Here is a 26,412-nt window from a genome sequence, read left to right as displayed (position 1 = left end):
TAATGATATGAAAAACAAAACGAACATTCTGCTTATTTATACCGGAGGTACCATCGGTATGGTAAAGGATTATAAAACAGGAGCGCTGAAAGCTTTTAATTTTGATGAGTTGGTAGGAAATATTCCTGAATTGAATCAATTGGATTGTAATATAAAGGGAATATCTTTTGAAAAACCCATTGACTCGTCTAATATGAACCCTGATCATTGGGTGACAATAGCATCCATGATTGAGGATAATTATAAAGCTTACGATGGTTTTGTTGTATTGCATGGTAGCGATACTATGAGTTATTCTGCCTCGGCCTTGAGTTTTATGTTGGAAAACCTTTCTAAACCTGTAATCTTTACTGGGTCTCAGCTTCCTATAGGGGATTTGCGAACAGATGCAAAAGAGAATCTAATTACGTCCATTCAAATAGCGGCATTAAAGGAAAAGGGAATGCCTATTGTGCAAGAGGTAGGATTGTATTTTGAATATAAATTGTACAGAGCGAATAGGACTACCAAGATAAATGCAGAACATTTTGAAGCATTTGCATCTTTAAATCATCCGCCTTTGGTTGAATCTGGGGTGCATTTAAAAGTTCATTATTCATATCTTACCAAAAGACCGCATAAAGCAAAATCATTGCAGGTACATAAGAAAATGGACAATAATATCGCCGTATTAAAACTTTTCCCAGGGCTTAATAGGTCTGTGCTAAAGGGTATTTTAAATATATCTGGGCTAAAGGCGGTAATATTGGAAACCTATGGGGCTGGCAATGCGCCAATGGATAATTGGTTTCTAAATGAATTGGAAGGGGCCATTGCCAAGGGATTATATATTATTAATGTAACGCAGTGTTCTGGAGGTGGTGTTTCAATGGGTCATTATGAGACAAGTGAAAAGCTAAAAGAGATGCAATTGATTAACGGAAAGGATATTACGACCGAGGCAGCAATTGCCAAAGCCATGTACCTATTAGGGAGTAATATTTCTGGCAAACTCTTTAAGACAATTTTTGAAACACCGCTTCGTGGTGAAATGCACTAAAATTAACGGCCTAAATTTCTTTAACTAATTATTTTTTTGTTTATTGGTCGCCCTAACTATGATTCATAGAGAGGTGGCCGAGTGGTCGAAGGCGCACGCCTGGAAAGTGTGTATACACCAAAAGTGTATCGAGGGTTCGAATCCCTTCCTCTCTGCTAGGTATTTTAATTTTTCAATTATAAAATTTTTATATCTTTAACATTATTAACTAACTAAATTTAAGTTTGAAAGAAATGAAAAAAATATCCTCTACTCTGGCTGTAGCCGGAATGTTTATTTTGGGAACTACGACTGCATCTGCAGCTATGTTACAAGAAGAAGCTGCGGCTGAAGCTAGCAAAGGTTTCACTCAAGTATTAAAAGAACAGTTTATTCAAGGAGGCCCTGCTTTTATGGGAATTGTACTTTTATGTTTGATTTTGGGATTGGCAGTTGCGATCGAAAGAATTATTTATTTGAATTTGGCCAGCACTAATTCCTCTAAGCTCAAGCAGCAAGTTGAAGATGCATTGGCTTCCGGCGGTATAGAAGCTGCAAAAGAAGTATGTAGAAACACAAAAGGTCCTGTTGCTTCCATTTTCTACCAAGGATTGGATAGAGCTGGAGAAGGATTGGAATCTGCGGAAAAAGCGGTTGTTGCTTACGGTGGAGTTCAAATGGGACAATTAGAAAAGAACGTTTCTTGGTTGTCTTTGTTTATTGCTATCGCACCTATGCTTGGGTTTATGGGTACGGTAATTGGTATGATTGCTGCCTTCCAGAAAATTGCTGCAGTAGGTAACTTGAGCGCATCTTTGATTGCAGGTGACATTCAGGTGGCTTTATTGACAACAGTATTTGGTTTGATTACAGCTATTATCCTTCAAATTTTCTATAACTATATTATTGCAAAAATCGATAGTATCGTAAATGACATGGAAGACTCCTCTATATCTTTAATAGATATGTTGGCAGCACATAAAAAGTAATTACGAAATTTAAAACTATCGAGAATCATGAATAAATTAGTAAAAATAGCGCTCATTGTCATCGGGCTTGTAGCTGCAGCATTGTGGTTCTTCATGCCAGATGCATCTGATCCAGATGCCATAAATAATGGCGCAATGAACTTTATGTTCGTTATAATGTATATCCTGTTGGCCATTGCGGTTATCACATCTGTATTTTTTGGACTTAAGAAATTATTGTCTACACCAGGAAGCCTTAAAAAGTCCCTTTTTGCATTGGGCGGGTTGGCATTGGTGGTTGCAATTGCATATGGACTTTCTTCATCTGAAGAAGCAAAAGCAGTTGTTGATACATTTGCGGATAACTCTAACTTGAGCACAACAGAAAGTACCGTTAAAAACATTGGTATGGGATTGAACGTATTCTTTATCCTTACTATTGTAGCTGTTGCACTTATGGTGCTTCCAGGATTGAAAAAAATGTTTGTTAAGTAAAAATATATAGTTATGCCTAGAAGAAAAGGAGCACCAGAAGTGAATGCCGGTTCTATGGCAGACATAGCTTTCTTATTACTTATCTTTTTCTTGGTTACCACGACCATTGAGACGGATGCAGGATTAGATCGTATGTTGCCTCCAATGGATCCGCCAGAGGATATTGATGTAGTTATTAAGCAGAAGAATATTTTTACTGTTAATATCAATAGAAATGGTCAATTATTGGTAGAAGATGAATTAATGGATTTAAAGAACCTTAGAGCTGCAGCTGTTGCCTTTTTAGAAAATGGAGGTGATGGATCGTGCAATTATTGTAAAGGTAGAAAGGATCCTGCGTCATCGGATAATCCAGAAAAAGCGATTATTTCCTTAAAGAATGATAGGGAAACTAAGTACGCTACCTATATAACTGTACAAAATGAGTTGGTTGGCGCATATAATGACTTGCGTAACCGCGAAGCTCAGCGTTTGTACGGTGACGATTTCACAAATATGGAGGCAGAATATTTAAATCCAGAAACACCTTCAAGTGTGCGTGATGATCTTAAAGGCAAAGTAAAGCGTATTCAAGAAATGTTTCCACAGAAACTTTCAGAAGCGGAAACATCAACTAACTAAAGTATATCATATGTCAAAGTTTGCAAAAAAGAAAGATGGTGATTTGCCAGCGGTTTCAACTGCCTCATTGCCAGACATCGTGTTTATGCTACTGTTCTTTTTTATGACGGTAACTACGATGAAGGATAGTTCTTTGTTGGTTGAAAATACACTTCCTAATGCTACCGAGATTAAGAAATTGGAGAAGAAGGACAGGGTAATTTATATCTACGTGGGTAAACCCACAAGAGAGTATCAAAAGGTTTTTGGAACAGAACCAAAAATTCAATTGAACGATAAATATGCCAGTGTTGATGAAGTGGGTTCTTATATCCTTGCGGAACGTGCTAAAAAACCACAGGAAATACAGAATGTATTAACGACTGCTTTAAAGGTTGATAAAGATGCCAATATGGGTCTTATAGCCGATATTAAGCAACAGTTAAGAGAAGTAAATGCCTTAAAGGTCAACTATACGACTTATGAAGGAAATGCTTTTAATAATTTACAGTAAGTAAGAACTTAGATTTAGTGAAAACGTCCCAAATTTTTTAGTTTGGGACGTTTTTTTTTGCAATAGACTTTATAATTACTTTGTTTTCAGCATAGTATAGGGTTTTGGAATAATTGTTGAGATTGATTACTTACCTATTACAGGTATAATCATTAATTATTCCAAAACATTTTATTATGGCTAGAAACAATGAAATCCCGGAAGTCAATGCGGGTTCAATGGCGGATATCGCATTTTTGCTGTTGATTTTTTTCTTAGTTACCACTACAATAGAGACGGATGTAGGTTTGGACAGAAAGTTGCCACCTAAAGACCCAACTCCACCAATTAAAGTTCAGGAGAAGAATATTTTTAGGGTAAGCCTTAACAAAAAAAACGAGCTTTTGGTAGAAAACGAAATCATGAGCTTGGAAAATCTAAAGTCAGCTACTATCGATTTTTTGGATAATGGGGGAGCTCCAAAAGGCGATGGTAATTATTGTGATTATTGCCAAGGAGATAGAAGTTTATATGCTTCAGATAGTCCTGGCAGAGCTATAGTTTCCTTAAATAGCGATAGGGAGGCAACCTATGGAGTTTATATACTTGTTCAAAATGAGCTAACAGCAGCTTATAATGAGCTAAGGAGTAGAGAGGCGGAGCGACTTTTTAACTTGGGTTATGAAGAAATGGAAGAGATATATTTTGATCCTCAAACTGATCTAAAAGCTAAATCCGAGTTGAAGGCCAAGATAAATCAAATTCGGACTATGTATCCTATGCAATTGTCAGAAGCAGAAACCAATATGAACTTAATAGCAGAATTTCAATGAAAAATTATAGAAATACAAAGAATAGGTTACCTGCCGTTTCAACAGCTTCATTACCAGACATTGTGTTTATGTTGTTGTTCTTCTTTATGACGGTTACCACAGTTAAAGACAATACGTTGTTGGTTGATAATCGTTTGCCTAATGCAGACCAGGTAAAAAAACTGGAAAAAAGAGATAGAATTATTGAAATATTTGTTGGTAAGCCCTCACCAGAGCTTGCCAGTGTTCTTGGTTCTGAGCCAAAAATTCAGTTGGATAACAGGCTTGCCACAATAAATGAGGTTGCGCCATATGTGCTATCAGAATTAGCTAAAAAACCGGAGGCAATTAGGAATTTGGTCACAGTTTCCCTTAAAGTGGACCAAGAGGTCAATGTTGGAGTGGTTTCTGATATTAAGGAGGAACTTAGGCGAGTTAACCTGTTAAAAGTAAATTACACCACTTACCAAGGAGATGCTTTCTTAAATGCACAATAAGAGACATGGAGTAAGGATAAAACAATCCAAATGTTTAATTTGGATTGTTTTTGTTATAAGATAATTGCAAATGAAGAACTATTTAGTTTTAATAGCACTGGTGACCTTTTGTTTTTGTGTTCGTTCTCAGGAAAATGAAAAGTCTAAAACGTTGGATAATAAATATCTTGAAGATCAATTTTATATTGGCTTGGGATACAATTTCCTGTTAGAAAAACCAACAAATGTGGTTCAGAGAAGTTTATCTTATAATCTGCAAACCGGTTTTATAAAAGACATTCCTTTTAATCAAAGAAGGAATTTTGGTATTGGAATAGGTTTTGGTTATGCCACAAATTCCTATTACAGCAATATAGTGGCCAATGAAGCGGACAATAACATAGTTTATACAGTTTTAGATACTTCGGATTTTGACAGAAACAAGCTGGAAACACATGCAATTGAGATTCCTTTGGAATTAAGGTGGCGCACATCAACCGCTGATGAATATAAATTTTGGAGAATTTATGCAGGAGCTAAATTTGGGTACGTCTTTTCGGGTAGTTCCAGAATAGTCAGTGACTCTAACACAATGCGTTTTTCCAATAATGACATTCAGAGCATTCAGTACGGGTTGCAATTGAGTTTTGGATATAATACCTGGAATATTCAGGCTTACTATGGTTTAAATCCACTGTTGGAGGATGGAACTGCACTCGAAAATGGAGAGACCATTGATATTCGTGCGCTGCGAATAGGAATAATTTTCTACATCTTATAACCAGTACTTAAAAATTATAAGTTGGGAACAAGTTCCAATGAGGAACCCAATCAACAATTCATTTTTACTATGCGCATTGAGGTATAATCTTGATGTAGCCACTAGACCCGTTAACAAAGTAAATATGCTTATGGCCAATGTAATATTTATTTCAAAGTGAATACTCAAACCTATCATAAACATTAAAAGACTGCCCATTCCCAAAAGATGCATACTTGTTTTAAACTTTAAGAACAAGAGAATAAGTGCTGCACCTGTTGCGGTTAAAAGTCCTGCAAAGAAATAGAACAACTCATGAATGTAGTTGTTTGGGATAACCTTATACAAAATCATCAACAGCAATATACAGCTAATGTAAAGAGGGTACTTACGTTCTTTTATAGTGGGAAGAAAAATGGAACTGATAACTCCCAGATTTTTAAGAATAAGAAAAAAGATTATGGGAATGATTACCGTAAGAATAAAAATGGGTAGGATGTTCCCGCTTTGAACCTCTAAAGAACTGTATTTTGGTGTCACTAAAAAATAGAGTAATGTTCCTCCAATAGGAATAAACAAAGGATGGAAGACATAGGAGATGATGCTATGGAAATGGCGCATTAGATTTGCTTTCTTAACCTAGCTACGGGGATTCCCAATTGCTCTCTATATTTTGCCACGGTCCGCCTTGCTATCGGGTATCCTCTTTCTTTCAGGATTTTCGCCAGTTTATCATCCGTCAAAGGTTTTTTCTTCTGTTCCTCTCCAATAACGGTTTCCAGTATTTTTTTGATTTCTTTTGTTGATACGTCTTCCCCTTGTTCATTTTTCATTGACTCAGAAAAATACTCTTTGATCAATTTAGTTCCGTAAGGGGTGTCTACATATTTGCTGTTGGCTACTCTTGATACTGTTGAGACATCCATATCTATCTTATCCGCAATGTCTTTCAAAATCATGGGGCGGAGCTTGCGTTCGTCACCGCTTAAGAAATAATCTTTTTGGTAGTTCATGATTGTGCTCATGGTTATGTACAAGGTCTGCTGACGTTGTTTAATAGCATCTATGAACCACTTTGCAGAATCTAATTTTTGTTTAATAAAAAGAACAGTGTCTTTCTGGGATTTCGATTTTTCCTTAGAATTTTTGTATCCTTCCAACATATTACTGTAATCTCTGGAAACATGAAGTTCTGGGGCATTCCTGCCATTTAAAGTCAACTCTAATTCACCTTCTACTATTTTTATGGAGAAATCTGGAACAATATGCTCAATGATTCTTGTGTTGCCTGCATACGACCCTCCGGGTTTGGGGTTTAATTTTTCAATTTCTGAAATGGCTTCTTTGAGCTGTTCCTTATTTATATGATGTTTTTGAAGTAATTTGGAATAGTGTTTTTTGGTAAATTGATCGAAAGATTTTTCAAGAATGGAAATGGCAAGTTCAACGGCTGGAGTTTTTTCCTTTCGCTTTAGTTGAAGGATAAGGCATTCTCCTAACGATCTGGCAGCCACACCAGGAGGGTCTAATTCTTGAACCATTTGGAGAACACTTTGAATCTTATTTTCCTCAACATAAATATTCTGCGTAAAAGCAAGGTCATCCATTATATCGGAAAGTGGTCTTCGTATATAACCGCTTTCATCTACACTGCCCACCAAAAACTCCGCAATTGCCCACTCTTCATCGTCCAAGTAAACAGTATTGAGCTGGTTAAGCAGGTATTGGTTGAAAGAAGTTCCAGAGGCATACGGAATACTTTTTTCATCATCATCCGGACTGTAATTACTTGTCTGGGTTCTATAGTCGGGAATCTCATCGTCGCTTAAATAATCATCAATATTGATTTCTTCTGCGGCAATTGTCTCACTATCCGTACTATCGTCATAGGTATCCTCAAAACCTTCATCCATCGTTTCACTTTCCGCTTTTCCGCTTTCAAGTGCAGGGTTTTCCTCAAGTTCTTGTTTTAAGCGTTGTTCAAAAGCCTGTGTTGGCAGCTGAATTAGCTTCATGAGCTGTATCTGCTGTGGAGACAGTTTCTGGGAAAGCTTAAACTGTAGATGTTGTTTTAGCATAAGGATCTATAATCTTCCTTCTATATAAATTTAAGGATTCAATTTAAAACTCTGCATTCTGTGGCGTTCTTGGGTAAGGAATAACATCCCTAATATTTCCCATTCCCGTTGCAAATTGAACTAAACGTTCAAAACCAAGTCCAAATCCGCTATGGACCGCAGTTCCAAATCTTCTTAGGTCTAAATACCACCAAAGCTCTTTTTCATCAATATTTAATTCTTTTATTTTTTGTTGAAGCACATCTAAACGCTCTTCACGCTGAGAACCTCCTACAATTTCTCCAATGCCAGGAAACAGAACATCCATTGCTCTAACGGTTTTTCCATCTTCATTCAATCGCATATAAAATGCTTTGATCTTAGCAGGATAATCAAAAAGAATCACAGGGCATTTAAAATGTTTTTCTACCAAAAAACGCTCATGCTCGCTTTGCAGGTCGGCCCCCCATTCATTGATCGGGAACTTAAATTTTTTCTTTTTATTTGGCTTGCTATTCTTTAAAATATCAATAGCCTCTGTATAAGTTACTCTTTTGAAATTGTTCTCTACAATAAATTTGAGTTTTTCTATAAGTGGCATTTCAGACCGCTCAATTTGGGGTTTGGACTTTTCTTCGTCTAAAAGTCGTTTTTCCAAAAACTCCAAATCATCTTGGCAGTTGTCCAAAACATATTGGATGGTCCATTTGATAAAATCCTCTGTTAAATCCATGTTGGCGTCCAAATCATAGAAAGCCATTTCTGGTTCAATCATCCAAAACTCTGCTAAGTGGCGTGATGTATTGGAGTTTTCTGCTCTAAACGTAGGCCCAAAAGTGTACACCTTACCAAGCCCCATGGCATACGTTTCCGCTTCAAGTTGGCCAGAAACGGTAAGATTGGTTTCTTTTCCAAAGAAATCTTGTGAATAATCCACTTCCCCATTTTCATCCAAAGGAGGGTTCTTTGTATCCAACGTACTTACTCTAAACATTTCTCCGGCGCCTTCGGCATCAGAGCCCGTGACGATAGGGGCATGCATATAGTAAAATCCATTTTGCTGAAAATAGCTATGAATTGCAAATGCCAGTGCAGAACGAACACGCATAACCGCCGAAAATGTATTTGTGCGTACCCTAAGGTGTGCTTTTTCCCTTAAAAATTCCAAAGAGTGCTTTTTTGGTTGGATGGGATACGTTTCTGGATCAGCAGTACCATGAACAAAAACATTGGTTGCTTGAATTTCAATACTTTGCCCTTTTCCTTGACTTTCTACAAGAGTGCCTGAAATTTTTAAAGCTGCACCTGTAGAAATTTGTTTGAGCAAATTGTCATCAAAATTTTCAAAATCAACAACACATTGTAAATTGTGTATTGTTGAGCCATCGTTCAAGGCAATAAATCTATTGCTTCTAAATGTTTTTACCCACCCGTTTATTTCAACGTTATCTCCAATAGGTTGCTTGTTAAGCAGTTCTTTTATAGAATAAGAATTCATTTCAGACTATAGTAAATTAAGCGGTAAAGATAGGTTTTTGATCAAAAACGATAGCAATGGAATTGGCATATTTATATTGATGCCAGAAGTGTTATTTGTCTTTGAGGTTGACCTCGTCTTTTGGTAAGATATCTATCTGTGGTTTTTTTAGAACTTCCTTATTGGCGATGCTTCTTTCCAGAGAGAGCAATAACGATGGAAGTAAAATAAGATTGGCCAGCATTGCAAAAAGCAGTGTGGCTGATACCAACCCTCCTAAAGCTTTGGTGCCTCCGAAACTGGAAATGATGAACACGGAAAATCCAAAGAACAATACAATGGAAGTGTAAAACATACTAACGCCGGTTTCTCGCAAGGCGGCATATACAGATCTTTTTATGTGCCATTTGTGAGTGGCTAGTTCTTGCCTGTATTTGGCCAAAAAGTGGATGGTGTCATCTACAGAAATACCAAAAGCAATGCTAAATACAAGAATAGTAGACGGTTTTATGGGGACACCTAAATAACCCATTAACCCAGCTGTTATAACCAATGGGAGAAGGTTGGGTACCAAAGAAATTATGATCATTCTAAATGAACGAAACAAATAGGCCATGAATAGGGAAATTAATCCTATGGCAAGGGCCAATGAAAGTAAAAGATTTTTTACAAGGTATTTGGTGCCTTTCAAAAATAGCAAAGCCTTCCCGGTCATAAAAACGTTATACCGTTCTTCTGGAAAAAATTTGGATATGGATTGTAGCATATCCTGCTCAATTTCTTCCATGCGATCTATTTTTACATCTCGCATAAAAGTGGTGACCCTAGCTGTCTGGCCCGTGCTATCTACAAAACTTTCAAGAAGGTTTTCATCATTTGAAGATTTTCTTACAACATCCATTATGAATGTGTTTTCTTGGGATGTAGGCAATTGATAATATTTTGGAATTCCATTATAGAATGCCTGCTTGGAGTACTTGACCAAATTGACCAATGAAATAGGTTTGGAAAGTTCTGGGGTTTCTTCAATGACCGTTCCCAATTGATCCATTCGTTTTAAGGTAGCGGGTTTAATAGCTCCATTTTTCCGCTTGGTATCCACAACAATTTCCATCGGCATGATTCCATCAAACTCTTCTTCAAAGAATCTTATGTCTTTAAAGTAGTGCGTGTCTTTGGGTAAGTCTTCAATCCTACTTCCTGTTATCTCTATCTGATAAATACCCACAATACTTAGAATAAGGACAATTAAAGAAGTTATATATACCCCTATTCTATGGTGCCTAACCATTCGTTCCATCCAATCAACAAAAATGTCGATCCATTTTTTGTTCAGATGCTTTAAATGTTTTGTTTTTGGAAGTGGCATAAAACTGTAGACTATTGGAATGATCAACAAGGATAAAATGAAAATTCCAATGATATTTATAGATGCTACAATACCAAACTCTTTAAGCAAATCACTATCTAAAATAATAAACGTTGCAAACCCTGATGCGGTAGTGATGTTGGTCATGAGCGTGGCATTTCCAATTTTGGAAATTACCCGTTGCAACGACAATGCCTGGTTTCCATGTTTTTTGACCTCTTGCTGATATTTATTGATCAAGAATATGCAATTGGGAATTCCTATTACAATGATCAAGGGTGGAATCAGGGCAGTTAGGATGGTGATTTCATATCTAAAAAGTCCTAAAATGCCAAAAGCCCACATTACTCCAATAATTACAACACACATGGATATTAATGTGGCTCTAAAACTTCTAAAAAAGAAGAAGAAAATAATGGAAGTGACCAATAGGGCGGCCCCTATAAAAATTCCGATTTCATCTACAATGGACTTTGTGTTCCATGTGCGGATGTAGGGCATACCGGATACCCGTACATCAAGATTTGTTTCCTCTTCAAAGTTTTTTACAAGTTCAGCAAGATCATTTAGGATGAATTCGTTCCGCACAGCGGTATTCATAATATCCTTGTCCAGATAAGCAATGGTTTGTATGGTGCCGCTTTCTGGATTGTAAATTAGATTGTCATAAAAGGGCAGTTGCTTAAAAAGATGATTTTTTAATTGTTCAACTTCATCTTTGGTCTTTGGCACATCCTTGACAAAAGGCTCCATAACAAATTCCTGTTTTTCATCATCCTTGACCAAAACTTTAAGATTGTCCGTAGACACTACAAAATCAATCTCAGGAAATGCTTCCAGTTGTTTGCTAAGCTTGTTCCAACGATTAAACTTGCTTGGTGTAAAAAGCGATGAATCCCTTATGGCAAGAACTATGGCGTTTCCTTCTTCACCAAATATTTTTTTAAACGCATTGTATTGAACGGTAGCAGGATGGTCATCTGGAAGAATGTTTGCTTCAGTATTGGAAAACTGCATGTTTTTCCATTGCAATCCCAAAAAAACAGTGAAAGCAGCAACCCCAAGTAGAATAAGGATTCTGTTACGAAGTATGATTCTTGCGACCTTGGGCCAAAATCCTTTAGTGAGCTTAGCTACCATATGGGTTTTATTCGGCGCAAAGGTAGAAAATGATTGGCTGTGTTCCTAAAGAAAGCAAACGGATAATCTTTGGAGGTTTACACTTTCATTATTTCGGTTTCCTTCACCCCCAGAATGGCATCAACCTTTTTGCTGTAAGTATCTGTTAGTTCCTGAATATCAACTTCTGCATTCTTTTGTAAATCTTCAGATATGTCTAAAGCTTTAATTTCTTTATTGGCTTCTTGTCTTGCACTTCTGATACTGACTTTTGCATCTTCAGCTTCAGCTTTGGCTTGTTTTACAAGTTGTACTCTGCGTTCTTCGGTTAAAGGTGGAACGTTTATAATTATCATTTCACCGTTGTTCATTGGGTTAAAGCCTAAGTTTGAATTTGTAATGGCTGTCTCTATATCTTGAAGAATGCTTTTTTCCCAAGGCTGCACGGAAATGGTTCTTGCATCAGGCGTATTGATGTTTGACACTTGGGAAAGAGGGGTAACGGAGCCGTAATATTCTATCATGACTGTAGATAACATTACAGGACTCGCTTTACCGGCACGAATCTTCACCAAAGCTTTTTCTAAATGGGAAATACTGCCATCCATGCTTTCTTTGGCGCTATCAATTATAAAAGTTACATCTTCGTTCATAATTTTAATTTTTAATGAAGGGAATCAAAGCTTATGCCAATTTAAACATTCACTACGGTTCCAATATTTTCTCCAGAAACTATTTTCATAAGGTTTCCCCTTGTGTTCATATCAAAGACCACAATAGGAAGTTCGTTTTCTTGACTTAACGTAAAAGCTGTCGTATCCATCACTTTTAAACCTTTGGAAAGGACATCGGTAAAAGAGATGCTGTCAAATTTTGTCGCGTTTTTATCCTTTTCAGGGTCAGATGTGTAGATGCCATCTACACGTGTTCCTTTTAGGATAACATCTGCCTTTATTTCAATTGCCCTTAAAACTGCTGCAGAATCTGTGGTAAAGTATGGATTTCCTGTTCCACCACCGAAGATTACAACCCTTCCTTTTTCTAAATGGCGTATGGCTCTTCTTCTTATAAAAGGTTCTGCCACTTCATTGATTTTTATGGCAGATTGAAGTCTGGTTTCCACCCCTTGAAGCTCCAAGGCACTTTGTAAGGCCAATCCATTGATAACGGTTGCCAGCATGCCCATATGGTCACCTTGTACACGGTCCATTCCTTGACTGGCTCCGGACAATCCCCTAAAAATATTACCGCCACCAATTACTATGGCCACCTCAACTCCTTTTTTAATTACAGCTTTAATGTCTTCTGCATATTCTGATAGGCGTTCCGGATCAATACCGTATTGTTGTTCGCCCATTAGAGCTTCGCCGCTAAGTTTTAAAAGAATTCTTTTGTATTGCATTTAGGATGTGTTGAAGTCCGGACAAAAATAATCAAAATTATTTATGAGGAATTACTTGAAAAAGCAATGATTCAAGAATAAAATGAACAAAAAAGTCATACATTTTGTAACCTTTTCCAAAAACTAAAGTATATCCTTCAACAAGCAACAAAAAACGATACCAAATTGCAAGACCTTACTGATAATGCCTTAATGCTCAAAGTAAAGAATGGGGACCTGGATAAATTAGGGTTGCTTTACGAACGGCATAAGAAAAGGTTGTTTGGTTTCTTTTACAATTTGGGCAATAATCCCTCGGTGAGTGAGGATTTGGTTCAAAATGTGTTTATGAGAATTTTAAAGTACAGGAAGTCTTATATAGGAGAGGGTTCGTTTACGGCTTGGATGTTTAGAATGGCAAGGAATGTAAATTACGATTATCATAAAAAGGCTTCAAAAGAGAATATATCGACCGGTGTTTCTCCGGAAGAGGTAAAGGCAGATACGGAAGATCATATTAATGATGAAATTGAAAAGAAAGGAAACAATATTTTGTTAAAACAGGCTCTGGCCAAACTACCAGAAGAAAAAAGAGAATTATTGATCTTGAGTAAATATAGAGAGCTGAAATTTAGCGAAATAGCAAAGATCATTGGCTGTACAGAAAATGCTGCCAAAGTACGAGTACATAGAGCACTTAAAGATTTAAAGACAATTTTTACACAATTGGAAATTGCATAAAAATGATGAACAAAGAAAAGTTTGAAACGCAGTCCATGGATTATATGTCCGGAGCAATGTCTGCAGATGAGAAAAGGGATTTTGAAAAATTTCTTGATGGAAACCCAGAATACGCAAACCAATTTGATGAATTGGCAAGTACATGGAAAATGATAAATGCATTGGAAGCTCCAGAACCTTCTCCAGAAATGGATGAGTCCTTTTTTGGGTTGCTGTCCAACGAGGTTGAAAAAACGAATAAGAAAAATGGTTGGGAAATACTCATAGAGGGATTTTTCATGATTTTTAAGCCGCAATTGGTCTATAGTATTTTATTGTTGGGAATAGGATTGGGATTAGGGTATTACATGAACTCTTCTAACGATACCAATGCAATAAATAATATTGTGTCCAATGAAGAGACCGAAAATGTAAGGCAAAAACTGGTTTTGACACTTTTGGAACAGCCATCAGCAAATCAAAGACTGCAAGGAGTTAGCGAAGCAAATAAATTTGAGAATGTGGATGAAATGGTGATCAAGGCATTGCTGCAAACACTAAATAAAGATTCTAATGTAAATGTAAGATTGGCGGCCATTGAATCTTTGACAAATTATGTGGACAAACCTTTGGTCAGACAAGGATTGGTGAAGTCCATTCCAAATCAAGAGTCCCCAATTTTGCAAGTAACACTGGCAAACTTAATGGTTGCATTGCAAGAAAAAGCTTCTATTGAACCTTTTAAACAACTTTTAAAGGAAAAGCAATTGGACACTACGGTACAGAAAAAAATAGAGAATTCCATAGAATCAATAATCTAGTCTATTTATCAATCCATCCCGTTATGGGATTAATCAAATCATGAACAGTTAAAACTAAAAACAATGAAACAATTAATTTTTACGATGTGCCTATTCTTAATTGTTGGCATACAGTGCACAAAAGCGCAACAGGAAAAATTTGTAGAGCAAATTAAAAAAGAAATCCCTCTTTCTAACAGTACGGATAACACGTTGGTTATTAAGAATGTTTTTGGCTCAATATCACTTGAAGGATATAGCGGAAATCAAATCGTTTTAGAAGTTGAAAAAACTATTACGGCGGACAATACTTCAAATTTGGACTTAGGGAAACAGGAACTTAAACTTAAGATTGTCCAAGAGGCAAACAGGGTGATACTTCATCCTGGTGCTCCATATATTCAATTTGATAAGGATAACCTTAGGTATAATTGGTGCAACAATAACAATGAACCTCTATATGGGCATAAATTAAATTTTAAGGTAAAGGTTCCCAATTCAATAAAAATTGATGTCAGCACTGTAAATGATGGGGAGGTATTGGTGAAAAATACGGGAGGTGACCTTGTAATTGCTGAAAACATAAATGGAGGAATCACTTTGACCAACATAACGGGAGAAACTAAGGTGAACTGTATTAATGGAGGTGTTACCATTTCTTACGCCAGTAACCCTAAAAGCTCGTCTAGATATTACTCTCTAAATGGAGATATCAATATTTCATATCAGAAAGCACTTTCGGCCAATATTTCATTTAAAAGCATGAACGGAGAAATGTACACGGATTTTGATATAAACAAACAATTTATGAAAGCCGATAAAAAGAACGGGGGCAAAATGGGAGCAAAATATAAGTATGAAGCTAAGCCTATAGTTCAGATTGGCGATGGTCAGGTGGATTTTGATTTTGAAACACTAAACGGGAATGTATTCATCAAAAAAATATAAAGTCATGAAGAAAGCAAAATTTATAACTGTGTTGGCTGCAATGTTCATTGTAAGTAACATAATTGCCCAAGAGAAGACCATTGATCTGTTTTCGGTTCCCCTGAGTAATCCAAGCAATTCTGGAAAGTTGGTCATTGAGCAGATATCAGGTTCAATCCATGTTGAAGCTTATGATGGTAAAGAGGTTGTTATAAAAGCTTCCTTTGGAAGTGAAAAACGACATTATATAGATGAAGATACTCGGGATGGTATGAAGCGTATTCAAAGCTCCTCCTTGGCGATAAGTGCGGAAGAAAAGAACAATGTAGTTCAAATAATCAATGAGCAATGGAACAAGATAACCAATTTAGAAGTGAAGGTCCCCAAGAATTTTTCATTGAAGCTTTCTACGGTTAATGATGGAAACATTTCTGTAAAGGGAGTAAATGGAGAAATGGAGATAAGCAATGTCAATGGCAAGATCACATTGGAATCGGTAAGTGGTTCAGCGTCTACAGATACGGTTAACGGAGATATAAAAGTTCACTTTGATAGTATTACAAAAGATGCAAATATGGCCTTTAGCAGTTTAAATGGAGATGTGGATATTACTTTCCCCAGTTCTCTTAAAGCTGATGTGAAGGCAAAATCCGACATGGGTGAAATTTTCACTGATTTTGATATGCAAATTGCCGCCAACAAACCTGAGGTAAATAAAAACAATTCTTCAGGAACCTATAAAGTTAAGATAGAACAATGGGTTAGGGGCAAGATAAATGGTGGTGGCCCAGAAATGCTGTTCAAGACTTTTAATGGTGATATTTTGATAAAATCAAAATAATATGTCTTGAATGTGACATAAACAAAAAGCCCGTTTCTTAAAAAACGGGCTTTTTTATGATTTTAGTAGTTAGGTATTATCCCAAGGCTACTCTAGAAAATCCTGTAACCTCTAAAGAAGCATCAACAGATTTTACATATTGGGCAACACTTTGTTTGCTGTCTTTGATAAAATCCTGATTTACCAATGTATTGTCTTTGAAAAATCTTTTCAGTTTTCCTTTGGCAATGTTGTCTAACATGGCTTCTGGTTTACCTTCTTGACGCAACTGATCTTTGGCTATCTCAATTTCTTTATCGATAACAGATTGATCAACACCTTCTTCATTTAGCGCAACAGGGTTCATAGCGGCGGCTTGCATAGCAACATCTTTAGCTGCTTCAGCAGAACCATCAACAGCGGCTGATAAGCCAACCAAAGTTGCAATCCTGTTTCCGGCGTGGATATATGAACCTACAAAAGAAGCTTCCAATTTCTCAAAACTTCCTATTTCAATTTTTTCTCCAATTACACCTGTTTGCTCAGTTAACTTTTCAGCAACGCTCATTCCATTGAAAGATGCATTCAAGAAAGCATCTTTACTGTCCTGACCTAAGGCCAAGTCCGCTAAATCATTTGCGAGCTTTACAAAGGTTTCATTTTTGGCTACAAAGTCGGTCTCACAATTTAGGGAGATAATCACCCCACTTGTATTGTCTTCATTTACTTTGGCGATAGCTGCACCTTCAGAGGAATCCCTGTCGGCTCTTTTAGCTGCTACTTTTTGACCTTTCTTTCTAAGGATTTCAATTGCTTTTTCAAAATCACCATCAGCTTCTACTAAAGCATTTTTGCAATCCATCATACCGGCTCCGGTGGTCTTTCTTAATTTATTTACTTCTGCGGCGGTAATCTTTGCCATTTTTTCTGTATTTAAAAATTTATGTAAAGTAAAACACTATATAAGTGTTTTGTTTTAGGACAACGTTAAATTGGTTATAGGTTATTCAACCCCACCTTTGGCGTTGTCTTGCCATTCTTTTAATTCATCCCACTTGCCATCAGCAGCCATTTGAGCTTGCTTTGGCCAAGTTGTTGGGTCTAAATGAGCCATTCTTGAGCTAGCCTCAGTCAAGATTTCTTTTACTTTTTCTGGATCTGCTTTTGCAAGATTTCCAAAAGTGGCTATACCACTATTTGTTAAGGCCTCTGCAGCTTTAGGACCAATGCCTTCAACTTTTGTTAAATCATCAGCTTTTGCTTTTGCGGTTTTCTTAGCCTTTTTCTCCTCTACTTTAGGTTCTTCTTTAACTTCTGCAGCAACTTCTTCTGCTTTTTCTTCAACAGGTTTAGCAACTTCTTTGGTAACAGCTACTTCTTCTACCTTTTCTTTAACAGGTTCAACTGCTTCTTTGGCAACAGCAGGCTCTTTTGCTTTTGCTGGAGCTTTTTCTTCTGTTCCAGGAGCTTTTTTGGCTTCGGTTTCCTTTCCTTCTTGTTTGTCATTTTTGCGCTCAGATAGTCCTTCAGCTACTGCATTGGTTACCTCTGTCAAAATAACTTCAATAGATTTTCCGGCATCATCATTTGCAGGAATTACATAATCTATTGGTCTTGGGTCAGAATTGGTATCCACAATTGCAAAAATTGGAATATTCAGTTTTTGAGCTTCCTTTACAGCGATGTGCTCGCGCATGGTATCAACAATAAAAATTGCACCAGGGAGTCTGGTCATGTCAGAAATGGAACCTAAGTTTTTCTCCAATTTGGCCCTTAAGCGATCAACTTGGAGTCTTTCTTTTTTGGAAAGTGTTTTGAATGTACCATCCTTTTTCATTCTATCAATAGCAGCCATTTTTTTAACGGCTTTACGAATAGTGACAAAGTTGGTCAGCATACCACCTGGCCATCTTTCAGTAATATAGGGCATGTTTACGTTAGATACTTTCTCCGCAACAATGTCCTTAGCTTGTTTCTTTGTGGCTACAAAAAGAATTTTTCTTCCTGATGCAGCAATCTTTTTAAGTGCCTCATTGGCCTCATCAAGTTTTGCTACAGTCTTGTAGAGATTAATAACATGGATTCCGTTGCGCTCCATGTAGATGTAGGGAGACATGTTAGGATTCCACTTTCTTGTTAGGTGACCAAAATGTACACCTGCTTCTAGTAAGTTTTTAACTTCAATTTTACTTGCCATTTTTTGTAATTAGTTTACGTTCCGTTGTATTAGCAATGAATTGGTGGTCGCAGAAAACTGTTCGCCCTATTCATTTAGATGCTAAACTAAATTCCAAAAAGTCGATTTTGCTCTTTGGAACAACGACAACTTGGTTAAAATATTAACCCTGAAATTGTTTCAGGGTTTTCAATGAACTTTATATAATAGGTACAAACGTACCTGTAATATTAACGTTTAGAGAACTGGAATTTCTTACGGGCTTTTTTCTGACCGAATTTCTTTCTCTCAACCATTCTTGGATCCCTTGTCAACAAACCTTCTGGTTTAAGAGCCAATCTGTTCTCTTCGTCAATTTCACACATTACTCTTGACAATGCCAAACGAACAGCTTCTGCTTGACCAGTGATTCCGCCTCCGTATACATTTACTTTTACATCGTAATTGTCTTCGGTATTGGTCAATGCAAAGGGTTGTTTTACCTTATATTGTAATGTAGCGGTTGTAAAGTAGTCTTTTAAGTCTCTTTTATTGATGGTGATGTTTCCTTTTCCTTCAGAAACATAAACTCTTGCCACCGCTGTTTTTCTTCTACCAATCTTATGAACCACTTCCATTATTTGTAGTCGTTTAAGTTTATTGCTTTTGGTTTTTGTGCTTCTTGTCCATGCTCTGCACCGACATATACTTTTAGGTTTCTGAACAACTCAGCACCTAGCTTGTTTTTTGGAAGCATTCCCTTTATAGACTTTTCAATAATTCTCTCAGGGTGCTTGTCTTTCAATTCTTGTGCCGTGGTAGAACGCTGTCCTCCTGGATAGCCGGTGTACCTTAAATACGTTTTATCTTCCCACTTGTTTCCTGTCATGGTGATTTTCTCAGAGTTGATAATGATTACATTATCACCACAATCAACATGGGGAGTAAAATTTGGCTTATGTTTTCCTCTAAGTAACTTGGCCACTTTTGACGCCAACCTTCCTAACGTTTCTCCTTCAGCATCAACCAATAACCATTGTTTGTCAACGGTAGATTTATTGGCAGAAATAGTCTTATAACTTAATGTGTCCACTTCTTGAATATTATTGATTTAAAAACCTATCCCGATAAACGGGCTGCAAATGTACAATTATTAGATTGAATTACAAATGGTTGATTGCGAATATTTTTTACTTTTTCTATTGGTGCTTATTTGTTAAAAGCAAGGGAGCAATGTTATGGTATTTTTTTGTTAAAAAAGGCATAAAATTTATGGACACTGTAACTGTTTCATTTTTCTTAGGTCTTTAAGGTAACCAATCAAATCAAAAAACGAATCAAGTGAAAAAATCAGTTCTTCTCTTCACGTTCCTATTTTTTTCTATTTGTATAAGTGCACAAGACTCAACAGAAGTTGTACCCAAAAAAATTTACGTAACAAAGCCAATTGAAAACGAACCACCACCAACAGTAGATGGCCTGCTGAATGATGAGGCATGGAATCTTGTTGAGTGGGCTGGGGAGTATGTGGAATTTCAACCAGATGAAAATACCCCTCCAAGTTATCAGACCAAATTTAAAATTGTGTATGATAGCAAGAACCTATATATAGGTGTGCGTTGTTATGATGCTGAACCCGATAAAATTGTAAAACGATTATCACGAAGAGATGGTTTTGAAGGAGATTGGATAGAATTTAATATAGATAGTTATCACGATAAACGAACAGCATTTTCTTTTACTGCCACCGTTGCTGGGGTTAAAGGAGATGAATTTGTTTCTAACAATGGAAATAATTGGGATGGTAGCTGGAATCCAATATGGTATACAAAAACAAACATAGATGAAGAGGGGTGGACAGCAGAACTAAGGATTCCGTTAAGTCAGCTAAAATTTGGCGGAGAAGAGAATCAAGTTTGGGGATTACAATCTACAAGAAGATTTTTTAGAGCCGAAGAACGCTCACTTTGGCAACGAAAACCAATTGATACGCCAGGGTGGGTAAGTGAATTTGGAGAGCTTCACGGCCTTAAGAACATAGAACCTCAAAAACAATTGGAAATTCAACCGTATACCGTCACCAGCGGTGAAACCTATGAAGCAGAAGAAGGAAACCCTTTTAGGGATGGTAGTGAAAATGATATTACCGTAGGCCTTGATGCTAAAATTGGGGTCACCAATGATCTTACACTGGATTTAACCGTCAACCCTGATTTTGGACAGGTTGAGGCCGATCCATCTGCGATAGCTTTAGATGGTTTTCAGATTTTCTTTAGGGAACAGCGACCATTTTTTGTAGAAAACAAGAACATTTTTGATTTTAGGGTTTCTCAATCTGAAGCTGGCAATACTTTTGGTTTTGACAATGTTTTCTACTCCAGGCGCATAGGTCGAAGTCCTCAGGGTTCACCAGATACAGACGATAATGAGTTTTTAGATCAGCCAGACAACACCCCAATTATTGGTGCGGCGAAATTTAGCGGCAAGACAAAAAATGGATGGGCTTTGGGTGTGTTGGAAAGTGTAACCTCAAAAAGGTATGCCACTATTAGTGGCGATAATGGGGAACGACGACGAGAAATGGTGGAACCTTTGACCAATTATTTTGTTGGTAGAGTCCAGAAAGACTTTAATGACAGAAATTCTTATCTGGGAGCTATTTTTACGGCAGCAAATAGAGATAATTTAACAGAAGAGCTTAGTTTCTTACATACATCTGCCTATACAGGAGGCGTTGACTTCAAGCACCAATGGAACAACAGGGATTGGTACCTAGAAGGTAATGTTATTCTAAGTCATGTTAATGGCAGCGAGGAGGCTATAAAAAATACACAAGAATCCATAACTCATCTATTTCAACGCGTAGGAGCCAATCATGTAGTTGTAGACTCTACAAGAACTTCATTGACAGGTAGTGGTGGAAATATTCAAATTGGTAAGGTTGGGAATGGTCATTGGAAGTTTGAAACTGGAGGCACATGGCGATCTCCAGAATTGGAATTGAATGACTTGGGCTTTCAAAGACAAGCGGATGATATTAGACACTATACTTGGATCGGTTACCAAACCCTAAAACCAGATAGTACCTTTAGAAGAGTTGGAATCAATTATAACCACTGGAGTGCTTGGGACTTTGATGGTAACCATAATAGTTTGCGTTTTAACACCAATAGCTGGCAAAATTGGAAAAATAACTGGTTTTCCAACTTCGGATTTAACTATGCACCAATTCAGTATTCCAATTTTGCGTTAAGGGGAGGTCCAAGATTGAGACAGTCCCCAGAAATTAGTTTTTGGAATAGCATTAGAACTGACAGTCGTAAAAAAGTTCGTTTTAATGCTTTTCATAGGGGGGCAAAGGCAGTAGATAATTCATATAGACAATATTTTATTGAGGCAGGGGTAACCTATCAGCCTATAAATGCAATACGTGTTTCCGCATTTCCTTCCATAAGAATCAATAATGATAGGTTGCAGTTTATTGACAATTTTGATGATGTAAATGGTTCACCAAGGTATCTTAATGGTGAAATTGAACAACGTACATTAAGCATGTCATTTCGGTTAAACTACACGATCAACCCAAATTTGACCATTCAATATTGGGGGCAACCTTTTATATCAAGAGGCAGGTATTCCAATTTTAAGCATGTTACCAATGCATCTGCAAAACAGTTTGAAGACAGATTTACAGGTTATAATGCTGACCAAATCTCTTTGGTTGAAGATACATACTCCGTAGATGAGAATTTAAATGGAGTTGAAGATTTCAGTTTTGATGACCCAAACTTTTCCTTTGTTCAATTTCGTTCTAATTTGGTCATTCGTTGGGAGTATATTCCAGGATCGGAAATTTTTCTTGTATGGTCTCAAGATGTATCTCAAGACGGTAATCCATCCGCCGGATTGTTATCTAGTTTAGGTGATAATATTTTTGGTCAAAAACCTCAAAATATCTTTTTATTAAAGGCTACATATAGATTTGTTCTTTAAGAAACCATAATTGGTAGTACTATTTCATAGGTTTTTCCGTTAATTTCTAACAAAACCTCAAACTAAAAACCATGAAAAAGAATGTACTACTACTTTTTTTGACTACTTTTTTTATACTATCCTGTTCTTCAGACAGTTCAGATGATTCTGGTGATACTCCTGCTGAGGATACATTAGTTGGTACTTGGGTGTTGACGGATTTAATGATTGATAGTAGCGTGAACGATGATGACTTGGAGTTTGGAAAGCAAATTATTGCGTTTCTACAAGGTATAAATTGCGATTTGGTCACGTTTACTTTTAATGAGAATAGTACGGTGATATCTGATAGTAAGGCCAATTTTTTATCTATAAATGTAGGCGTGGGGGGATTGGATATTCCATGCCCCACGGAAAGCGACGTTGTATCTTCACTATGGGTTTTAGATGGGGATCAGTTAACAATTTCAACCGAAGGCGAAGGTGATCAGATAATTACCATTCAGCTAGATGGTGATACTCTGATAATTCCAGGTGAAAGTATTGATGAAAACAATTATGCGGGAGCAGATGCGGTTTTCACAAGACAATAAAAAATATACTTACTGTAAAATAAAAGCCGGTATTTAAATATCGGCTTTTATTTTTTTCAAGGCGTTTACCAATGCTTCATTAGATTCTTGGTCGCCTATTGTAATCCTAACTTTTCCTGGAGCACCAAACTGTGTTACAGGTCTCACCATAACTCCGTGTTCCATTAACTTATCAGTAAAATCAAATTCAGGAATAGGTGGGTCAACTATAAAGAAGTTTCCTTGAGTAGGCCAGTACTTAATTCCTATTTCGTTGAACCTGCCCATTAAATATGTCCTTCCGTCATGAATGGTTTTTACGGTTTTTTCAATAAACAATCTATCGTCCAATGCTCCTATCGCCGCTTCAATAGAGGTAATTGGCAACAAAAAAGGTTTATGAATCTGTCTAATGTAATTGGCAATGGTTGCGGTTGTGTAACAGTACCCAATACGTTGACCTGCCAATCCATATGTTTTTGAAAAACTATTAATAGCAATTATGTTATGGCCAGATTTTACATAGGGCAATGCTGTTATATAATCTTCGGCATCTGCAAAATGCCTATACACTTCATCAAAGACAATGACAATATTTTTTGGAACTTGGTCAAGAAAATCCTCCAAAACTAACTTTGGAATATAGGTCCCAGTAGGATTATTGGGACTGGTCAAAAAGATAACTTTTGTTTTATTGGTAATCGCATCTAAAATCCCTTTTACATCTAAATCATAATTTGGTTTTAGTAAAGGAATGTCAATTGGTTTTGCTCCATACCATCTTGAAAATACGGAATAGGGCAAAAAGGATGGATTTGAATAAATCACTTCATCATTATCATTAATAAATGCCCTAAGCAGCATATCAATGATTTCGGAACCACTGTTGCCACAAATAAATTGGTCTGCCGTTAATTGACCATCAAAATCTTTTACCAGCGCTTCTCTCAAACGAATGTCTGTCTGATCGGGATAGACATCTACCTTTTTGGCAGCTTTTTTTAATGCGGCAATTGCTTTTGGAGAAGCTCCAAGTGGATTTTCATTTGAAGAGAGTTTATATATTTTCCTATTGGAAGCAGGAACGTTCTTGCCACCTTTATATACTTCTTTTGGTTCTAAATAGGGTTTAAAAATAGATTCTATTCCGTTGCTCATTAACCTAATTTTTCAGCATACATTAGTACGGTCAAAGCTTTTTCCGTATCATTATCTTTCAGCATTTGTCTAGATAGCCAGTGCAATTCTTTTTTTAACTTTTCTGGGTTTCCCTCCATTTTTTTTGAAAGCATTCTAATCTCGTCATCCAAACCAATCTGTTCTACTTGCTTTGGAGTGGGCAGTTTTTCCAAATTTCCCAGTCTACCCAAATTATTTCCTGTAAGAACGGTACTGTTTTGAACACTTTCTGGAAGTTGATCTACTCCAATACCTTTGCTACGTAGGGGTTTCGGAATTTCAAATAGAGAATTTCCACTTGCTCGTGTATACCAGCTTCCACCCATTCTTCCAACTAAATCCAGCTTTAAAGGATCTAGGTTTCCGTGTTCATCCAGATATTTTTCATTTATATGAATGAGCTCAACCTTGGCCAAGATTAAATTTCCTGCTCCTGGCGTATCTGCAAGTTCAATAACTTGTTGAACAGAACATTCAAAAGAAACTGGAGCTTCTGCAACACGGGGAGGCTTTACCTTTTCGCTGGCGACCTGTGTTAACCCAGATTTAATGAATTCATTCACTCCTTTTTCATAAGCTGTGCTGGACAATGACATTTGCTCAACAATAGGGTAATCTACAATATTGATAACTACTTCAGGTATTTCTTTTATGTTTTGATGAGAATGTTTTAAAGAATTGTCCCTTCCACTTCTTGATGGAGAAAAAATCATTACAGGTGGGTTGGAACTAAAAACATTAAAGAAACTAAATGGACTCAAATTCACATTTCCCGCTGGGTCAATTGTACTTGCAAAGCAAATAGGTCTTGGGGCAACAGCTGAAAGTAAATAAGCGTGCAGCTCTGGTTGGGGTATTACAGTTGGGTCTATAGTTTTTATGGCGGACATTTCTGTTTCTTTAGTTTTGCGCTAAGATAACGATCTATTTTGCTGGAAGCACCTTTGCAGAGACTTCTCCAAAACCAACCCTGATATCGTCCTTTTGGGCAAACCCTCTCATGGTTACGGTATCCCCATCATTTATGAACTTCCGCTCTGACCCGTCTTTCATTTTGATGGGTTTGGTGCCCATCCATGCCAATTCTAGCATGGAGCCATATGAGTTTTCATCCTTTCCAGAAATGGTGCCGGAACCATAAAGGTCACCAATATTGATGTTGCAGCCATTAACTGTATGGTGTGCTAACTGCTGTGCCATGTTCCAGTACATATACTTAAAGTTTGAATGACATACAGTTGCTTCCTCACTGCCTTCGGGAGAGATTCCGACCTCAAGTTTAATATCGTAGTTTTTGTTCCCTTCAAATTCTAAATAGGGAAGAACTTTTGGTTCTTGATCTGGCCCAGGCATTCTAAAAGGTTCCAGAGCCTCAAGTGTTACAATCCAAGGAGATATGTGCGAGGCAAAATTCTTGGCCAAAAAAGGCCCCAACGGTACATATTCCCATTTTTGAATGTCACGCGCGGACCAATCGTTTAGCAGCACCATTCCAAATATGTAATCCTCTGCATCTTCTGTCGCAATGGACTCACCAATTGCAGTGTTTTTCCCAGTGATAAAACCCATTTCCAATTCAAAATCCAATCTAGCTGAAGGTTGAAATACTGGAGAGGTGCTATCCTTTGGCAAAACCTGCCCTTTGGGTCTATGGATATCTTCTCCGCTCACAATAATGGATGAAGCTCTACCATGATAGCCAACTGGAATATGTTTCCAATTGGGCATCAACGCATTTTTTGGGTCACGGAACATTGTACCCACATTGGTCGCATGTTCTATACTGGAATAGAAATCTGTATAATCCCCAATGGATACGGGCATGTGCATGCTTGCTTCAGATTGTAAAACAAAAAGTTCGGATTTTCCAGCTAAAATCGAATCTTCATCTTTTAGCCAGTGTTGAATGTTGGTCCTTACTCTTTTGGTAATGGATTTCCCTAAAGAAATAAAATCATTAAGGGTGTCTTTTTCAAGCACGGCAGTATTAAAATCAAAAACATCTAATTCTGCAACAGCGACCAAGTCTAAAATATGTTCACCGATAGCCACACCAACTCTGGGGCTTCTATCAGCAGTTGAAAAAATTCCAAATGGAATGTTATGGATGGAGAAATCGGAGTTTTCGGGAATATTTATAATCATTTATTTGTTTTTTTCATTTTGAACGTAAACGGAAAAGATAGGGTTGAAGTTTCTCAAAGGTTACGTTCGTTTAGAAACAATCATTCATTTTTTGGAT

The 26,412-nt window shown here is 37.0% G+C and carries 27 protein-coding genes and 1 tRNA gene; 15 read left to right on the top strand and 13 right to left on the bottom strand.

What is annotated here, in order from left to right:
• Positions 1–7 precede the first annotated feature (7 nt).
• The 9 genes from DKG77_RS00535 to DKG77_RS00495 all read left to right on the top strand — a co-directional run bounded on the left by DKG77_RS00535 (position 8) and on the right by DKG77_RS00495 (position 5,643).
• Positions 8–1,039, top strand: a complete 1,032-nt coding sequence (locus DKG77_RS00535; RefSeq protein WP_109659171.1) for an asparaginase — start codon at positions 8–10, stop codon at positions 1,037–1,039.
• 67 nt (positions 1,040–1,106) lie between these two features.
• Positions 1,107–1,194 (top strand) — tRNA-Ser (locus DKG77_RS00530).
• A gap of 78 nt (positions 1,195–1,272) precedes the next feature.
• Positions 1,273–2,007, top strand: a complete 735-nt coding sequence (locus DKG77_RS00525) for a MotA/TolQ/ExbB proton channel family protein (RefSeq protein WP_109659169.1) — start codon at positions 1,273–1,275, stop codon at positions 2,005–2,007.
• A 27-nt stretch (positions 2,008–2,034) separates the two neighbouring features.
• Positions 2,035–2,481 (top strand): hypothetical protein, encoded by a 447-nt coding sequence (locus DKG77_RS00520; RefSeq protein ID WP_109659167.1) that lies wholly within the window; start codon positions 2,035–2,037, stop codon positions 2,479–2,481.
• A gap of 12 nt (positions 2,482–2,493) precedes the next feature.
• Entirely contained in the window at positions 2,494–3,102 is a 609-nt protein-coding gene (locus tag DKG77_RS00515; RefSeq protein ID WP_109659165.1) for an ExbD/TolR family protein, read from the top strand.
• A 10-nt stretch (positions 3,103–3,112) separates the two neighbouring features.
• Complete coding sequence (locus tag DKG77_RS00510; protein WP_109659163.1) at positions 3,113–3,595, top strand: ExbD/TolR family protein; 483 nt, start codon at positions 3,113–3,115, stop codon at positions 3,593–3,595.
• 176 nt (positions 3,596–3,771) lie between these two features.
• On the top strand, positions 3,772–4,407 hold the full coding sequence (locus tag DKG77_RS00505; protein WP_109659160.1) for an ExbD/TolR family protein: 636 nt from the start codon (positions 3,772–3,774) through the stop codon (positions 4,405–4,407).
• Entirely contained in the window at positions 4,404–4,883 is a 480-nt protein-coding gene (locus DKG77_RS00500; RefSeq protein ID WP_109659158.1) for an ExbD/TolR family protein, read from the top strand. The genes DKG77_RS00505 and DKG77_RS00500 overlap by 4 nt, the downstream gene beginning before the upstream one ends.
• A gap of 70 nt (positions 4,884–4,953) precedes the next feature.
• Positions 4,954–5,643 carry a porin family protein gene (locus tag DKG77_RS00495; protein ID WP_109659156.1) on the top strand — a complete coding sequence of 230 codons (690 nt, stop codon included), beginning with the start codon at positions 4,954–4,956 and terminating at the stop codon, positions 5,641–5,643.
• On the opposite strand, the gene DKG77_RS00490 is transcribed toward DKG77_RS00495, so the two are convergent.
• From DKG77_RS00490 to pyrH, 6 genes are all read right to left on the bottom strand, one after another.
• On the bottom strand, positions 5,638–6,243 hold the full coding sequence (locus tag DKG77_RS00490; protein ID WP_109659154.1) for a hypothetical protein: 606 nt from the start codon (positions 6,241–6,243) through the stop codon (positions 5,638–5,640). The genes DKG77_RS00495 and DKG77_RS00490 overlap by 6 nt on opposite strands.
• Positions 6,243–7,700 carry an RNA polymerase factor sigma-54 gene (rpoN, locus tag DKG77_RS00485; protein WP_109659152.1) on the bottom strand — a complete coding sequence of 486 codons (1,458 nt, stop codon included), beginning with the start codon at positions 7,698–7,700 and terminating at the stop codon, positions 6,243–6,245. Before rpoN ends, DKG77_RS00490 begins: the two co-directional genes overlap by 1 nt.
• 43 nt (positions 7,701–7,743) lie before the next feature.
• The gene (gene asnS / locus DKG77_RS00480; RefSeq protein ID WP_109659150.1) at positions 7,744–9,177 is read right to left on the bottom strand and encodes an asparagine--tRNA ligase; all 1,434 of its coding nucleotides are present in this window, start codon (positions 9,175–9,177) and stop codon (positions 7,744–7,746) included.
• 91 nt (positions 9,178–9,268) lie between these two features.
• On the bottom strand, positions 9,269–11,665 hold the full coding sequence (locus tag DKG77_RS00475; RefSeq protein ID WP_109659148.1) for an efflux RND transporter permease subunit: 2,397 nt from the start codon (positions 11,663–11,665) through the stop codon (positions 9,269–9,271).
• Positions 11,666–11,742: 77 nt separating this feature from the next.
• Entirely contained in the window at positions 11,743–12,297 is a 555-nt protein-coding gene (gene frr, locus DKG77_RS00470; RefSeq protein ID WP_109659146.1) for a ribosome recycling factor, read from the bottom strand.
• A gap of 41 nt (positions 12,298–12,338) precedes the next feature.
• Positions 12,339–13,046: a UMP kinase gene (gene pyrH, locus DKG77_RS00465; protein ID WP_109659144.1), complete on the bottom strand. Its 708-nt coding sequence runs from the start codon at positions 13,044–13,046 to the stop codon at positions 12,339–12,341.
• Positions 13,047–13,211: 165 nt separating this feature from the next.
• On the opposite strand from pyrH, the gene DKG77_RS00460 reads away from it, so the two are divergent.
• The 4 genes from DKG77_RS00460 (at position 13,212) to DKG77_RS00445 (ending at position 16,313) form a co-directional block, all read left to right on the top strand.
• Positions 13,212–13,766, top strand: coding sequence for an RNA polymerase sigma factor (locus DKG77_RS00460; RefSeq protein ID WP_207785421.1), 555 nt, complete (start codon positions 13,212–13,214; stop codon positions 13,764–13,766).
• Between the two features lie 2 nt (positions 13,767–13,768).
• Positions 13,769–14,566 (top strand): HEAT repeat domain-containing protein, encoded by a 798-nt coding sequence (locus DKG77_RS00455; RefSeq protein ID WP_109659140.1) that lies wholly within the window; start codon positions 13,769–13,771, stop codon positions 14,564–14,566.
• A 63-nt stretch (positions 14,567–14,629) separates the two neighbouring features.
• Complete coding sequence (locus tag DKG77_RS00450) at positions 14,630–15,493, top strand: DUF4097 family beta strand repeat-containing protein (RefSeq protein WP_133248393.1); 864 nt, start codon at positions 14,630–14,632, stop codon at positions 15,491–15,493.
• Between the two features lie 4 nt (positions 15,494–15,497).
• Positions 15,498–16,313 (top strand): DUF4097 family beta strand repeat-containing protein, encoded by an 816-nt coding sequence (locus tag DKG77_RS00445; protein ID WP_165819319.1) that lies wholly within the window; start codon positions 15,498–15,500, stop codon positions 16,311–16,313.
• Positions 16,314–16,389: 76 nt separating this feature from the next.
• On the opposite strand, the gene tsf is transcribed toward DKG77_RS00445, so the two are convergent.
• The 4 genes from tsf to rplM form a co-directional block, all read right to left on the bottom strand.
• Positions 16,390–17,214 (bottom strand): translation elongation factor Ts, encoded by an 825-nt coding sequence (tsf, locus tag DKG77_RS00440; protein ID WP_109659134.1) that lies wholly within the window; start codon positions 17,212–17,214, stop codon positions 16,390–16,392.
• Positions 17,215–17,295: 81 nt separating this feature from the next.
• Complete coding sequence (gene rpsB / locus DKG77_RS00435) at positions 17,296–18,489, bottom strand: 30S ribosomal protein S2 (RefSeq protein WP_109659132.1); 1,194 nt, start codon at positions 18,487–18,489, stop codon at positions 17,296–17,298.
• A 209-nt stretch (positions 18,490–18,698) separates the two neighbouring features.
• On the bottom strand, positions 18,699–19,085 hold the full coding sequence (rpsI, locus tag DKG77_RS00430) for a 30S ribosomal protein S9 (RefSeq protein WP_109659130.1): 387 nt from the start codon (positions 19,083–19,085) through the stop codon (positions 18,699–18,701).
• Positions 19,085–19,540: a 50S ribosomal protein L13 gene (rplM, locus tag DKG77_RS00425; RefSeq protein ID WP_109659128.1), complete on the bottom strand. Its 456-nt coding sequence runs from the start codon at positions 19,538–19,540 to the stop codon at positions 19,085–19,087. The genes rpsI and rplM overlap by 1 nt, the downstream gene beginning before the upstream one ends.
• Positions 19,541–19,788: 248 nt before the next feature.
• On the opposite strand from rplM, the gene DKG77_RS00420 reads away from it, so the two are divergent.
• Together DKG77_RS00420 and DKG77_RS00415 are read left to right on the top strand one after the other, a co-directional pair.
• Positions 19,789–22,440 (top strand): DUF5916 domain-containing protein, encoded by a 2,652-nt coding sequence (locus tag DKG77_RS00420; RefSeq protein ID WP_109659127.1) that lies wholly within the window; start codon positions 19,789–19,791, stop codon positions 22,438–22,440.
• 71 nt (positions 22,441–22,511) lie between these two features.
• On the top strand, positions 22,512–23,012 hold the full coding sequence (locus tag DKG77_RS00415; RefSeq protein WP_109659125.1) for a lipocalin family protein: 501 nt from the start codon (positions 22,512–22,514) through the stop codon (positions 23,010–23,012).
• Positions 23,013–23,045: 33 nt separating this feature from the next.
• On the opposite strand, the gene DKG77_RS00410 is transcribed toward DKG77_RS00415, so the two are convergent.
• From DKG77_RS00410 to fahA, 3 genes are read right to left on the bottom strand one after another with little or no spacing between them, the layout of a single operon-like run.
• Complete coding sequence (locus DKG77_RS00410) at positions 23,046–24,149, bottom strand: pyridoxal phosphate-dependent aminotransferase (protein ID WP_109659123.1); 1,104 nt, start codon at positions 24,147–24,149, stop codon at positions 23,046–23,048.
• Positions 24,149–25,060, bottom strand: coding sequence for a flavin reductase family protein (locus DKG77_RS00405; RefSeq protein WP_109659121.1), 912 nt, complete (start codon positions 25,058–25,060; stop codon positions 24,149–24,151). The genes DKG77_RS00410 and DKG77_RS00405 overlap by 1 nt, the downstream gene beginning before the upstream one ends.
• A gap of 34 nt (positions 25,061–25,094) precedes the next feature.
• Positions 25,095–26,315 (bottom strand): fumarylacetoacetase, encoded by a 1,221-nt coding sequence (fahA, locus tag DKG77_RS00400; protein WP_109659120.1) that lies wholly within the window; start codon positions 26,313–26,315, stop codon positions 25,095–25,097.
• Positions 26,316–26,412: the final 97 nt, after the last annotated feature.

The sequence above is a fragment of the Flagellimonas aquimarina genome, from assembly GCF_003149745.1.
In the GTDB taxonomy this organism is placed as follows: Bacteria; Bacteroidota; Bacteroidia; order Flavobacteriales; family Flavobacteriaceae; genus Flagellimonas; species Flagellimonas aquimarina.
This window is presented reverse-complemented; position numbering and strand designations above follow the sequence as displayed.

What these genes read in the sequence shown, in the direction of transcription:
- DKG77_RS00535 (WP_109659171.1), top strand. Translation starts at nt 8, where the DNA reads ATGAAAAACAAAACGAACATTCTGCTTATTTATACCGGAGGTACCATC.
- DKG77_RS00525 (WP_109659169.1), top strand. Translation starts at nt 1,273, where the DNA reads ATGAAAAAAATATCCTCTACTCTGGCTGTAGCCGGAATGTTTATTTTG.
- DKG77_RS00520 (WP_109659167.1), top strand. Translation starts at nt 2,035, where the DNA reads ATGAATAAATTAGTAAAAATAGCGCTCATTGTCATCGGGCTTGTAGCT.
- DKG77_RS00515 (WP_109659165.1), top strand. Translation starts at nt 2,494, where the DNA reads ATGCCTAGAAGAAAAGGAGCACCAGAAGTGAATGCCGGTTCTATGGCA.
- DKG77_RS00510 (WP_109659163.1), top strand. Translation starts at nt 3,113, where the DNA reads ATGTCAAAGTTTGCAAAAAAGAAAGATGGTGATTTGCCAGCGGTTTCA.
- DKG77_RS00505 (WP_109659160.1), top strand. Translation starts at nt 3,772, where the DNA reads ATGGCTAGAAACAATGAAATCCCGGAAGTCAATGCGGGTTCAATGGCG.
- DKG77_RS00500 (WP_109659158.1), top strand. Translation starts at nt 4,404, where the DNA reads ATGAAAAATTATAGAAATACAAAGAATAGGTTACCTGCCGTTTCAACA.
- DKG77_RS00495 (WP_109659156.1), top strand. Translation starts at nt 4,954, where the DNA reads ATGAAGAACTATTTAGTTTTAATAGCACTGGTGACCTTTTGTTTTTGT.
- DKG77_RS00490 (WP_109659154.1), bottom strand. Translation starts at nt 6,243, where the DNA reads ATGCGCCATTTCCATAGCATCATCTCCTATGTCTTCCATCCTTTGTTT.
- rpoN (WP_109659152.1), bottom strand. Translation starts at nt 7,700, where the DNA reads ATGCTAAAACAACATCTACAGTTTAAGCTTTCCCAGAAACTGTCTCCA.
- asnS (WP_109659150.1), bottom strand. Translation starts at nt 9,177, where the DNA reads ATGAATTCTTATTCTATAAAAGAACTGCTTAACAAGCAACCTATTGGA.
- DKG77_RS00475 (WP_109659148.1), bottom strand. Translation starts at nt 11,665, where the DNA reads ATGGTAGCTAAGCTCACTAAAGGATTTTGGCCCAAGGTCGCAAGAATC.
- frr (WP_109659146.1), bottom strand. Translation starts at nt 12,297, where the DNA reads ATGAACGAAGATGTAACTTTTATAATTGATAGCGCCAAAGAAAGCATG.
- pyrH (WP_109659144.1), bottom strand. Translation starts at nt 13,046, where the DNA reads ATGCAATACAAAAGAATTCTTTTAAAACTTAGCGGCGAAGCTCTAATG.
- DKG77_RS00455 (WP_109659140.1), top strand. Translation starts at nt 13,769, where the DNA reads ATGATGAACAAAGAAAAGTTTGAAACGCAGTCCATGGATTATATGTCC.
- DKG77_RS00450 (WP_133248393.1), top strand. Translation starts at nt 14,630, where the DNA reads ATGAAACAATTAATTTTTACGATGTGCCTATTCTTAATTGTTGGCATA.
- DKG77_RS00445 (WP_165819319.1), top strand. Translation starts at nt 15,498, where the DNA reads ATGAAGAAAGCAAAATTTATAACTGTGTTGGCTGCAATGTTCATTGTA.
- tsf (WP_109659134.1), bottom strand. Translation starts at nt 17,214, where the DNA reads ATGGCAAAGATTACCGCCGCAGAAGTAAATAAATTAAGAAAGACCACC.
- rpsB (WP_109659132.1), bottom strand. Translation starts at nt 18,489, where the DNA reads ATGGCAAGTAAAATTGAAGTTAAAAACTTACTAGAAGCAGGTGTACAT.
- rpsI (WP_109659130.1), bottom strand. Translation starts at nt 19,085, where the DNA reads ATGGAAGTGGTTCATAAGATTGGTAGAAGAAAAACAGCGGTGGCAAGA.
- DKG77_RS00415 (WP_109659125.1), top strand. Translation starts at nt 22,512, where the DNA reads ATGAAAAAGAATGTACTACTACTTTTTTTGACTACTTTTTTTATACTA.
- DKG77_RS00410 (WP_109659123.1), bottom strand. Translation starts at nt 24,149, where the DNA reads ATGAGCAACGGAATAGAATCTATTTTTAAACCCTATTTAGAACCAAAA.
- DKG77_RS00405 (WP_109659121.1), bottom strand. Translation starts at nt 25,060, where the DNA reads ATGTCCGCCATAAAAACTATAGACCCAACTGTAATACCCCAACCAGAG.
- fahA (WP_109659120.1), bottom strand. Translation starts at nt 26,315, where the DNA reads ATGATTATAAATATTCCCGAAAACTCCGATTTCTCCATCCATAACATT.